This window comes from Dialister sp. i34-0019-2H8 (genome assembly GCF_042846925.1).
Classification (GTDB): domain Bacteria; phylum Bacillota; class Negativicutes; order Veillonellales; family Dialisteraceae; genus Dialister.
The window spans coordinates 1,242,942-1,255,085 of the sequence record NZ_BAABYQ010000001.1 but is presented as its reverse complement, the minus strand read 5'-3'; the positions used below and the strand labels follow the sequence as shown (position 1 = coordinate 1,255,085).

The 12,144-nt window shown below is 47.3% G+C and carries 8 protein-coding genes and 1 riboswitch; all 8 genes read left to right on the top strand.

The features are described 5' to 3' along the window. The first annotated feature begins 125 nt into the window (after window positions 1-125). The 8 genes from ACGG9R_RS05295 (at window position 126) to ACGG9R_RS05260 (ending at window position 12,093) form a co-directional block, all read left to right on the top strand. Window positions 126-875: an NlpC/P60 family protein gene (locus ACGG9R_RS05295; RefSeq protein ID WP_390152351.1), complete on the top strand. Its 750-nt coding sequence runs from the start codon at window positions 126-128 to the stop codon at window positions 873-875. A 117-nt stretch (window positions 876-992) separates the two neighbouring features. Continuing rightward, window positions 993-1,766 (top strand): nitrilase-related carbon-nitrogen hydrolase, encoded by a 774-nt coding sequence (locus ACGG9R_RS05290; protein ID WP_390152347.1) that lies wholly within the window; start codon window positions 993-995, stop codon window positions 1,764-1,766. A 264-nt stretch (window positions 1,767-2,030) separates the two neighbouring features. Next, window positions 2,031-2,188: riboswitch (cobalamin riboswitch) on the top strand. Between the two features lie 386 nt (window positions 2,189-2,574). Further along, window positions 2,575-5,625, top strand: coding sequence for a TonB-dependent receptor plug domain-containing protein (locus ACGG9R_RS05285; RefSeq protein WP_390152344.1), 3,051 nt, complete (start codon window positions 2,575-2,577; stop codon window positions 5,623-5,625). Window positions 5,626-5,688: 63 nt separating this feature from the next. Beyond that, a complete protein-coding gene (locus ACGG9R_RS05280; protein WP_390152341.1) occupies window positions 5,689-9,537 on the top strand; it encodes an autotransporter outer membrane beta-barrel domain-containing protein in 3,849 nt (1,282 codons plus the stop codon). Beyond that, window positions 9,527-10,120, top strand: a complete 594-nt coding sequence (locus tag ACGG9R_RS05275) for a hypothetical protein (protein ID WP_390152338.1) — start codon at window positions 9,527-9,529, stop codon at window positions 10,118-10,120. Before ACGG9R_RS05280 ends, ACGG9R_RS05275 begins: the two co-directional genes overlap by 11 nt. Window positions 10,121-10,262: 142 nt before the next feature. Further along, window positions 10,263-10,835 (top strand): MotA/TolQ/ExbB proton channel family protein, encoded by a 573-nt coding sequence (locus ACGG9R_RS05270; RefSeq protein ID WP_390152335.1) that lies wholly within the window; start codon window positions 10,263-10,265, stop codon window positions 10,833-10,835. 41 nt (window positions 10,836-10,876) lie between these two features. Further along, window positions 10,877-11,236: an ExbD/TolR family protein gene (locus tag ACGG9R_RS05265; RefSeq protein WP_390152332.1), complete on the top strand. Its 360-nt coding sequence runs from the start codon at window positions 10,877-10,879 to the stop codon at window positions 11,234-11,236. Between the two features lie 74 nt (window positions 11,237-11,310). After that, complete coding sequence (locus ACGG9R_RS05260; RefSeq protein WP_390152329.1) at window positions 11,311-12,093, top strand: energy transducer TonB; 783 nt, start codon at window positions 11,311-11,313, stop codon at window positions 12,091-12,093. Window positions 12,094-12,144: the final 51 nt, after the last annotated feature.

Genomic DNA, 12,144 nt, shown 5'->3' with positions numbered 1-12,144 from the left:
CCCGACCTCTCCTGTTTTCCCCTTTTCGATTTCTTACAATTATGTTACAATAGAAAGGAAATTGAGACTGACAATCGAATAGACGGATAGCGATAGAAGAAAATAGGATGAAGGAAGTGTAGCGTATGAAGAAAAAGTGCAGCGCACTGCTCCTAGCAGGATTTCTTGCTTTCGGGGCGGGGCAGATTTCGATGGCAGACTACATGGTGGGTTCCAGAGGACCGGAAGTGCAGAACATTCAGCGTCGGCTGATCTCCAATGGCTACCGCCTGAAAGCGGACGGTAACTATAACAGCCAGACCTCGGCTGCGGTCAAGAAATTCCAGTTCAAAAAGCATTTGGATGTCGATGGGATCGTGGGGCCTGCGACATACAAAGCCCTGATGGGAAAGGCAATGAGCTGGGCGCCGGAGAAATCGACACGCAAGGCCGGACACGAGGCGAATCACAAGGCTTTTATGGGCATCGATGATGCGACCGTTCAGTGGCACCATGAAAACGCGATGTCTTCGACAGTGAAAGCCATCATGGAAGAAGCAAAGAAATATGTCGGCGTACCGTACCAGTTTGGCGGCACGACACCCAGAGGCTTCGACTGCTCCGGCTTCATCCAGTACGTATTCAACCGGAAGGGCATCGTTCTTCCCCGCGGAGCGGATGAACAGTATAGTGCGGGCCGCAAGGTATCTGTCAACGCACTGAAGCCCGGGGATCTTGTCTATTTCCAGACCTATGCCGAAGGCATCTCTCATTCCGGGCTCTATCTCGGTGACGGTTACTTCATCAGTGCCACGAGCAGCCAGGGCGTCGCGGTCGCGACCATGAAGAGCGGTTACTGGCATGATCGCTACATGGGAGCCAATCGCGTGCTGTGATCGGCGGGCATTTCCCTTACATTTGACTTACAAAAGGCTGTGAAGGATGGCTTCACAGCCTTTTTGATACGGCAGGGCTCCTTCTCTGCCTCCTCTTTCGTTTTTAAGGAGTATTCCATGCGTATCGCAATGATCCAGATGGCATCCGCTTCCGGTGACGTGGAGAGAAATATCAGTCGTGCTTTTTCCATGATGGAAGAAGCGGCAGAAAAGAGTGATCTTCTTGTACTCCCCGAGCTGTGGACGATCGGCTATAATTTTCATCACTTCGAAGAGCATATCCTTTCCCGCCATGCTCTGCTTCTCGAAAAGCTCTCTGACTTTGCAAGGACGCACCGTGTGACGCTCTCTCCGGGGACACTTCCTATCCGTCACGGTGCTATCATACGGAATACAGGCTTCCTCTTTGCACCGGATGGAAAGTGCATTGCAGAGTACAGCAAGCGGCATCTTTTCCAAGGATACCTCGAAGCGCAGCTCTTTCATCCGGGGGATGCGCTCATGCAGACAAGGATCCATGGCATCCAGACGGGGATGGCTGTCTGCTATGAGTTCTATTTCCCAAAGATGTGGAGAAAAATGGCAAAGGCCGGGACGACCCTCGTCCTCGCGCCCGCTTCCTGGCCGAAGAAGCATATCCTCCAGTGGCGTGTCCTTTCCGCTGCCCGTGCCATCGAGAACGGCATCTGCATCTGCGCCGTCAATATGGCAGGTACCTATAAGGATGTCGTCCTAGGCGGCCACTCCCGCTTCATCGATCCCCTGGGGCATGTCCTCGCTGAGGCGGGCGAGGGCGAGGAGATCTGCTATGCCGAGTATGACGAGGAAAAATATAAAGATCTCGGGAAAAAGCTCTCCGTCGTTTCCGGCGTTGTATATGGGAAACAATGAAAGACTTCCGGCATGAAAAACATCCGCACTTCTTTTATAGAAATACGGATGTTTTTTTATGCGTCTTCATAGGCTCCTGCGTCAGGCTTGCGCGATGATATAAAAGAGAGACAAAGCACGCTTGAAATTAATGCTATAAACATAATTTATTATTTAGTTATTAGAGTGCACTTGCATTTTATTAGTCGTATCATTATAATGATAAAAGAGCTGACTTGTGTTTTATAAGATACGATAAAGCTCACACTTATATTTTCTGATACATAATTCGACAACTACATAGGAAACAGGACAGGGGAAGCCGGTGAGAATCCGGCACTGTTCCGCAACTGTATGGGGAGCTCTCTCATGGCAAGTCCGTCACGAGGACATGAGAAGCGAGGAACTCAGTCAGAGTGCCTGCCTGTTTCTACTGCAGGAAACCTGGCTCGTTCAAAGTCAGGGACATGGGTTGACTGCTCGAAGCCGTGCTTGCAAAACGTGTGAAAGGCGCAGCGCCTCACAAAGAAATGAAAAGAATGTACGGCTTCAAAAGAGCACCGCTTGGGAGAAACCACGCAGCAGAGCCTCTTTGCGAGATCAGACCTATGATTTTCCTGAAAATCGAAAAGCTATCGAATGAATAGCCGCAGATACAGAGCGTGCTTTGTGATGCCATGAAATGAGTACACAGCACAGCCTGTTTTTCTGCGGCTTTTTTGTATCGGTCGGAGAGACGGTGATGAGGAGAAAGCACCGTTTCTTCAGGGAAGAGAGGTACATATGATGAATAGGAAACACTATTTACACATCTTAGGTACGGCCGTGTTTGCGACGCTGTGCAGCATCGCAAACAATTTTTCGGGGGGGGGTAGGTGCAGCAGAGGCGTTGTCTGCTTCCGATGCTCCGGAATTTGAACTGGCAGGAATCACTGTCGAAGCGAAACGCCCGGATTGGGAATCCAAACTCTCTCCAGGTACCGTCACGGTCATTCGTCCTGAAGAATATAAGGGTGAGCAGAAGGATCTTCCTGATTTACTGAAAATGGTCCCAGGCGTGCATGTGCGTGAAGTGAATGGCAAGGGACAATATACCGTCGTCACTGTTCGTGGTTCTACCGCAGCACAGGTCGGCGTCTTTGTCGATGGTGTCATGACGAACCTCGGCGGTGATGCAGCTGTCGATATCTCCACCATTCCGGTCAAAAATGTTGAACGTATCGAAGTTTACCGCGGATATATCCCGGCTCGTTTTGGCGGGACCTTCATCGGCGGTGTCATTAACGTGGTGACAAAGAAACCGACAAAGGCGAATATCTCGGCAGAACTCGGCAAAGCCTCTTTCGGGGGAAAGAGCGCCAGCCTGGAAGTGGTGAGTCCGCTCGCCTCTGGCAGCTTACTCGTGGGCCTGAACTATGAAGCAGCCAAAGGGGATTTTCCGTATCATAATTACTCCTATGATGATCCGAAAAATCAGAAAGAGGTGCAACGAGTTTTAGATGAGTATCCGAGCGTGATCGAAAGTATTGAGAATAGTCTGACATTAGATAATTGGAATAAAAATAATATAGAAGATTTGTATAAAAGAGGCGATATATCTGAGAATGTAAGGAATCAATATATTGATAGTGCAGGGAAAGTAGATAATGAAGGATGGTTGGGTTATGTGCGGAATGGTGGATTAATTAATTCATATATCGAAGTGAATACCCAAAAGGCAAAAGATGAATTAAGGGATACGTATTCTAAATGGGATAATTCTTTTGCTGATGAGAATCTAAAGTCTTCTGCAACGGTTTATTATTATAATTCGGACGAACGTTTTAAACGTGAGTATGATAACTATACTAAAAATATTGAAAAATTGCAAAGTAATATAGATTCGGGAAAATATAAGACGGAAAGGCAAATTAAGCTAGCAAAAAAAACTATTCAACGAAATAAAGAGGCGCAAGCTAATTTAGTATTATATAATTTGCAAGATTCCTGGGATAATAAAACTGGGTATTTTGAAGATTCACATTTTGCCACAGAAAAAAAACAAGTATCCAAATTAGTTGAAGATAAATTAGCTACTGATCCTGAATATAAAGATAAGCTAAATCAAAAAATTGATGAAATAAAAAGTGAAGCCGATGTATTGAATAATACGAAGAAGGACCTCGATCCAGAAACTTCTGGAGAATATGAAAAAAAGAAGAATGACTTGGATACTAAGAAGCGCACTTTAGAGAACTTTAAAAGACTGGAAAAAGAAAAAGCAGAACGACATCGTAAATATAACGACAGGAAGAATATTAGTAGTTTAATTAAGTGGCAGAATGACAATTGGATGGTGAAGGCTTCCTATGATCATATCAATAGACACCTTCCTGACTCGACCTGGGGGCTGGAGTCTGTCGCTGATAATGGACATGATATAGGGATCGGAACAGATACCTTTGATTCAGTGTGGGCGGATAGCAAAAAGCAGACATTAGATACTTATAATATGATGCTGCAAAACCGCCAGCAGAACGGACGTCTGGAATGGGGCTGGTTTGTGGATTACCAGCATCAGAAGAAAAAATATCGAGCAGAAAACAAGCTCAATTACCCTTGGGATGAAGAAGGAAATTATGTGAACTGGGGCAATAGTGCTTCCGATAATTTTTGGATGTACTCTGTACTCAGGGCGTGGAGTGAATACACATCAAACAAATATAATTTACAAATGGATGGGAGTTATAAGTTATCCGATCGACAAATCTTAGAATTTCAAGCCAACTATTCCTATGAAAAACTGAATATTGATGGTTCTAATATGGCTGCTGTTTTAAAAAACTTCACAGAAGAAAGTTTTGGCTTATGGACAAGTTGGCAAATCCGAAATCAATTCGAGCAGAAAATATTGAATTTGCAGGTACAGGACACGATTACGCTGGACAAAAAAGCAACCTGGTTCTTGACACCATCTTGGCGATTTAATTCTTCTACCATTATTGGACATAGCGATTCGCCAAACTTTTATGAAAAGCCAGATGGTTCTTCTCACGCATTTCGCTGGTTCCATCCAAGGGACAGCCAGCGGGATCGAAAAGGAACATGGCAGCTGGCATTAAAGAAGAATGTCAACGATAACCTGACTTTCCGTATGACTGGCGGTACTTACTATCGTTTACTCAATATGTATGAAATTGCAGGGGATGGCGCAGGCATTCTGCCAATGCCGACAGATACCTGGGAAAAGGCTTCCTTTCCTCGTCCGGAATACGGAAAGCAGTTTGACTTCAGTACGTTGTGGAATGGTAAATTTTTGAAATCGGATGCATATGCAACGCTGACCTATTTCTGGAGAGATACAGACCGTATGCTTCAGCTTCGTAGAAAATCGAAGGATTTTTGGTGCTATACCAATGATAGTCGGGGTAAGGTACATGGGATTGAATTGCAAAGCGGTCTGAAATGGAAGCACGTCAGTCTGGATTTAGATGCCACCTATACAAAGATCAAAGCCCAGCAGAAAATTGATTCACACATTCCAGGAGGTGACGGAGAATGGTTTGATGTCAATGCTACCTATCAGCCAAAATGGGAAAGCAATTTGAGATTGTCATATTTCCCAAGTCCAAAGTTTACTATATTTGGTGAGGCGCACTATACAGATTCATATGATACCTACATGGATATGGACTTGGGATGTCCGACACCATCGGTTACTGTGGTAAATGCAGGTATCAAGTTGAAGCCAAACAACTCCTGGCAGCTGGTGTTTGGATGTAATGATATATTCAATCGCAACCCCAAAATGAAAATCTCAGTAGGAGATAATCTATATGTAAATTCGCAATATCCACTGCAGGGCCGAACGTATTATGCTAGCATTCGTTATGAGTTTTAATGGTTGATTGTAGTTTCTATGTTTTTGGTATCTGATTCAAATCAGAGAAAGGAAGAATGACTTATGTCTCATGTACATTCTCAGAAAATTCGTAGAGCTTTTTATGTGGCAGGTATTTTGACCGGTATGTTTTTCGTGCCAGAAATGCCTGTAGATGCAGCCAATTTGATGGTAACCATTCCTTCTAACTATTCCAGTAGTATCATGGGTACAATCACAGGTTCTCGTGTAACTACGACGGTCGATGGTACACCCCAAGCTGTGCGCACTAAGAATTTGAATGGCGATCCGGGCGTATTCAATATTAACGTGCAAGGACAGAGCAAAATCTTTTTACGGCAGTATACCTACAGCACGAGCGAAGGGTCACTGAAAGCGAATGAAATCCTGGATGCAGACGGAGATTTTAATATAGCCAATGCTTCCGGAAAATTGATAAACGCTGCAAATCCGCATGGTGTGGCAGCAAATGGTAATTATGTATATGCTACAGGATATGATTTGGGTAGAATTTCTATTAGCAGAATTAACGGGACAACACTTACTGAAATTAATAAAAATACACCTGTAGATTTGTTGAATGACATTAAGGCAACTAAAGATGATTCTACAAAGGAATATACAACTCAAACCAAGGCGCATGGGGAAGGTATTGCTATAAGAGGAAATGATCTGTATGCGATCGCCAGCGTAAACAAGGATGGGACATATTCCAACTATGATGAAGGATACTTGCTGCACTATGCGATCAAGTCTGATGGGACATTGGAATATAAAGACTATGCACGCATCGGCAAAAACACGGATGAATCCAGAGTGAATATGTACAATGACCATATTTTCGTCTCTGCGATCGGTGGCATGCAGAACTATGGGGCCGGAAATGCTGAAACTTCCATTACAGCAGCCACATTAACAAACGGGGCAGTGAGTAAAGAAAAAACAAAAAGTATTACGGTGCCTACCAGCGTACAAGCAACTGGTCAGGACTTCAGAGATTTGAAAATCTTACCGAATGGGACCGCTTACGTGATGACTTATAATCTGGGAAGTGCTGGCGGTATTGATACTACAATTTATCAGACGACGGTATCCAATTTGTATGCGACAAATCCGAAGGACTGGACCGTAGTCCATTCGGGGACCTATGATGGCTGGTTCGGCAAGCTCAATGCCGAAATGTATACCCATAGACTGTGGGTGGAAGCGGGACAGAATCTTCTTGTATATACCGACGGAGATACTTCTCCGAAGTATTCCTGGGCGGCTAAGGATTTTGGTAAAAGCAGCATGTCACAGTACAATTTCATGGCCATGCTCCAGCCAGATACCGTTTACGGGGATGAAGCGACTTTGACTGCGGTCAAGGCAGAAGGATTGACGACGCCATCTGTTTCTGTAACAGCAACGATAAATCCGGATGCTGGATTTGCGCATCCTACTTATACAACACAAATAACAGGCACAAACAAGGATACTGCTTATTATAATAATGAAAATACTGAAGATTACCAGTCATATATGTTCATGGAGGATACTGTAATTCAGGCTGGTAATACATATGCTACTGGTGATTTAACTACTAATGTATTGGCAGCAGTTGATGCTCACGAAGGAAACGATGTAGAAATTGATGCAGATGGTTATTCTTTACAGCTGCAGTCTTCTCATACGATCGGCAGTCCTTCCGGCATCTATGCAGGAAACAAGAAAAATGTGACTGTCACGGCAGGTAAGCTGAACATCATCACCTCTGGCATGACCGGTGGCAATTCTCTCACGAATGGCATCTGGCTCGACGCGCCGGCCAACGGGGCAAGCAGCATTACGATCCATGCACCGACGACGAACATTGCTATGACCGGAGGCTATGGCGGCAATGGTATCGCTATCCAGAAGACGGATCGCTGGGGAGAAGCCAGTGATGCAGCTGCCGGGACGAATAAAATCACACTGGATGGGAATCTGAATATCAAAGGCGCAGACAGTGCGACCTGGGGTATCGGCTTAAATCCAGAAAATGTATATTCCCGTTTCAATAATGCGGGGATACTGACCAGTGTCAAGAATAGTGAGGTCGAGGTCAAAGGCCTGGCGAATATGGATGTCTATGGCAATGGCATCACGGTCAATGCAGCAGGAAGCAAAGTATCTATCGGTGGCGGCACGATCCATGTACCATCTGGCAGAAACTACGGGTACTATACTTTGGGAGCTTACCAGGGCACCATTAACGTGAATACCGGTACAGCAGGTACCGCCCCCGGCACACAGAAGGTACAGCTGAATGGGGATGTCTTTGCCCGCTCTGGAGCCCATATCAATATGGCTCTGACGACATCCGACTCCTATCTCCATGGGATCGTGGACAATGGCGGCACGGTCAATATGTGGCTGCAGAATGGCGCAACATGGACCAACGAAGCCCGGAATACCCGCTATGCAGAAGATAATGAAGATGTGGGCTCCAATGGGGCTAGCCACATTACTAAGTTCGTAGGCGGCAGCACGGCAGCAAATGCGGGCATCATCAACCAGAAGTCGGATCAAGCGATCGCCATCGATAACTATAGTGGTCATGCTACGGTGAACTATGGTACTATGACGAAGAATGGAGCGGGCGTGACGATCAGCGCAGCTGCTCCGCAGTCGGCAATAACCGTCAGCGGGGATCGAGCAGGTCTTTCCGATAGGGAAGCGATGGAAACTTTGGCGAAGAAGCTGACGTATACAGGGTACGCTGAAGGGGAACGGAATCTGACAGGCACGGTGAAGGTCAATGAAGGACTGACGACGCGGTCCGTGGCTCGTACGGGTACGATTTCCTTCGATGCATCCACAGGGGCTGGTTCTCTGGGACAGGGGAGAGCTTTGGCAAGAGCCATGGCTCGGCCCAAAGCTATGTTTGCGATGCCGGCCATGACGGTAGAAAATCATGCAGATGGCAGTACTACGTATACCCGTGAAGATGGGACACGAACCACGGTAGGCTCGACGGAAACCAGCATGATGAAGAGTGTCAAGTCGGCTATGACGACTTCGATGCTGGCATGGAGAAGCGGCATGACGGATATGATGCAGCGTATGGGAGATATTCGCATGGGTGCATCCGATGGTATCTGGGCGAGAACGTATGGAGGGAAAGCGAAGTACGACAAAGACCATGCGTACACCAGCAACAGCTTCTGGGGCGCGCAGGTCGGCGCTGATCATGCGCTGGCTTCCGGCTGGCACATCGGGGCGGCTTTTGACTACAACGATGGTGACGCATCCTACCGCTATGGCGGCAGCGGAGATCCGAAGCAGTATCTGGGAAGTCTTTATGGCACGAAAACTTTTGAGGACGGGCAGTATCTGGACATCGTAGGGAAATTTGGCCATACGCAAAATGACTACTCCGTCTACAATGTCGATGGAAAGAAACTGGATGGGAAGTATAGTGCCAATGGATATGGTCTTTCCTTAGAATATGGAAAACGCTTTGGAAGCAGCCATGGCTATGTGGAACCGCAGATCCAGCTGTCTTATTCCAAGCTGGGAAGCGATGATTACACAGGAAGCAGCAATTTTGCGGGCAATGAAAAAATGTTCATTCATCAGGATGGCATGGATAGCTTCATCGGCCGCTTGGGCATTGCGGCGGGTAAGACAACTGACCGGAGTTCCTATTACCTGAAGGCAAGTGTCCTCCATGAATTTGATGGGGATACCTCCGCGACTTATACCAGCGAAAGCAACGGCACTCCAACCACCATTAAACAGGATTTCGGTGATACCTGGGCTGAACTCGCGCTCGGCGGTACCTGGAAGATTGGCGGCTCCTCCCTCTTCTATGCAGATATCACCCGCAGCTTTGGCGGCGACTATGAAATGCAGTGGAAACTGAATGCAGGCATCCGCTATGCATTCTAAGGCTTGTTGGATACTAGCCCCTGTGTTTTCAGTATTTCTTCTGTGTCCGCTCTTTGGGCTGGATGCAGAAGAATCCCCTACGGGGGAAAATGCCTCAGAGGGTGTGATCTATGAATTGAATCCGAGGCCGAAATTGACGGCTGAGGAAAAAGAGTTAATGCGATGGATAGAGATAGATGGCAATGATATTGCGCTATATAGCTTTGATGCAGAGTCGATGCATTACAATGAAAAAGATGCAGACGAGATCATTGTGACTGTAAAGGCAATATATAATAACAAGCCACTCATGGAAAAACTAAAGAAGCAATATGCTGACAAGTTGAAAGATGACCATAGAGTGCCTGCTTATAGCATTATGGAACTTCATATTCGAATGAAAGAAAATCAGTATGCTATCACTTCTATAGCTATCTATGATCAGATGCATGACCTTGTAACTGAAGCAATAAGAAAGCCGATATATCAGAAAATACCGAATAAATCTTTTGCAGAATCGATGTATAAAGTATGTCAAACGTATATTGACTTCATGAAGATGCATAGGCAAAAAACTAATAAAATAGCAAAGGAGACGAACTAGTGATCTGATACCCGTGCTTATCAAGATGCAAGATGGTATTTGGGATCTTGTTAACTGCCAATTGTTTACTGTCTACCACAAAGGAAGTAGGTGTGCCATGTTTGATATGACTATACAATATTTTGTCCGAGGCGGGCCGTGTATGTGGCCTTTACTCCTTTGCTCTATGGCTGTGGTCTTTATCGCGGTAGAGCGGATTCTCTATTATCGGAAGGTGATTTCTCCAGAGGCCTTTGTCTTACAGTTTTGTCAGCTGATGAATGCGGGGAAAAGGAAGGAAGCCCGCGATATGGCGGGCGTTGTGCGCGGGGATGCGGCTTCTCTGGCCTGCCGGATCATCGATGATGCGGGTCTTTATGGAGAAGCAGTGGAATCGGTCACCTATGAATTGGCGGATCGCGCTGTCGAGCGTCTGGAAAGTCATCTGGACTATCTCAGCGTGGTCATAGGTCTTTCGCCGATGCTGGGGCTTTTGGGGACGATCACGGGGATGATGGGGACTTTCGCCTCGATGGCGGGCCAGATGACGAATACGGCGGGTGTCACTTCGGGGCTGGCTGAAGCGCTGATTACCACCATTTTCGGGCTGATCATTGCGATAGCAGGGACTTGTGTCCACGCGTATCTGTCTCATCGCTGCAGGAATGCTTCGCTGAATCTGGATACCATCGCGGACGTACTGGCTGCTAGGCTTAAAGAAGGCGGGGGATCATGATGAGACGGAGAAAAAGGAATCTTTCCACGGCGCCGGGGTTGATGCTGAGTCCGATGATCGATCTCATTTTTCTGCTGCTCGTTTTCTTTGTCGTCAGTACCATGTATATGTCAAATATACAAACGATCCCCGTCGTCCTTCCCAAGGCGGAACATAGTGAACATGTAAAGAAGAGTGGATGGACTGTCACTGTCAAAGCGGATGGGACGCTGTATCTGGCGGATGAGAGGATCACAGAGCCGCTTCTGCTGGAGCGGATGCGGCAGGCGGCAGCGAATGATCCGGATTTTTCTGTCATGCTCCGCGGAGAGAAAGAGGCATCTTATGATATCATCATGCATCTGCTGGATGCATGCAAGGGCGCTGGTGTGACCCGCTTCTCTTTGGCCACTGATCGATAGAGGATAGTCATTCCTATTTTCTGACGGTTGTTGTGTGAAAACATGGGCCATAACAATGAAGGGAGGGACGCGCGTTGGATCAGCAAACGAAGCGGTATGGCATCAGTCTGTCTGTCACTGTCCTGTGTCATGCGGGGGTAGCCCTGTGGCTGGGGATGGCTGGATTTCTATTTCTGAAACCGCCTGTTTCTCAAGAGCCGATAGAAATCGTCCTAAATACGGGGGGAGGGCAGGCTGGCGGTGGACAAAAGGCGCTTCCTTCCCCGGTAGAAGAAACGGCGGAGATGGATCATCCATCTCTATCGACACAAGAGGAAGAACCCACGGCAGAGGATGTGACAGAAGATTTCCCTATCATGGAAAAGCACGAGGATCCTGTAGTAGAGGAAGTCTTTCACCGCACGACCTTGCCTGACACGAAGGCTTCGTCCTCAGCTTCGGGCACTGAAATGGCTGCTTCTCTATCTGGGGCAGGAAGTGGATCGGGAAGCGGGGAAGGCGATGCGACGGGGCAGGGAGCTGACGAAGGGGAAGGCAGCGGACAGGGTGATGGTGAGGGATCTGGTTCTCAGAGCGGCGTCCCTGTCACGCCTCCGTCGGTTGTATCCTATGTGGAGCCGGATTATCCCGGACGAGCCATGCTGGATGGTACGTCCGGGGTCGTGCAGGTGCGGATCACCGTCAATGCTTCCGGCGGAGTCGATGCGGTCTCCGTATCTGGCAGTTCCGGCAGTGCGGCTTTGGACCGGGCGGCGGTCGAGGCAGTCTATCGCTGGACTTTTTCGCCTGCTTTGGATACGCATGGCCAGCCTATGGCTTGCACGATCTATCTGCCGGTGAATTTTAAGATACGATGATCTATGTTTCCTAAAAGCTGGCGTGTCATGTCCCACATGCGCGCCGGCTTT

What these genes read in the sequence shown, in the direction of transcription:
- ACGG9R_RS05295 (WP_390152351.1), top strand. Translation starts at nt 126, where the DNA reads ATGAAGAAAAAGTGCAGCGCACTGCTCCTAGCAGGATTTCTTGCTTTC.
- ACGG9R_RS05290 (WP_390152347.1), top strand. Translation starts at nt 993, where the DNA reads ATGCGTATCGCAATGATCCAGATGGCATCCGCTTCCGGTGACGTGGAG.
- ACGG9R_RS05280 (WP_390152341.1), top strand. Translation starts at nt 5,689, where the DNA reads ATGTCTCATGTACATTCTCAGAAAATTCGTAGAGCTTTTTATGTGGCA.
- ACGG9R_RS05275 (WP_390152338.1), top strand. Translation starts at nt 9,527, where the DNA reads ATGCATTCTAAGGCTTGTTGGATACTAGCCCCTGTGTTTTCAGTATTT.
- ACGG9R_RS05270 (WP_390152335.1), top strand. Translation starts at nt 10,263, where the DNA reads ATGTGGCCTTTACTCCTTTGCTCTATGGCTGTGGTCTTTATCGCGGTA.
- ACGG9R_RS05265 (WP_390152332.1), top strand. Translation starts at nt 10,877, where the DNA reads ATGCTGAGTCCGATGATCGATCTCATTTTTCTGCTGCTCGTTTTCTTT.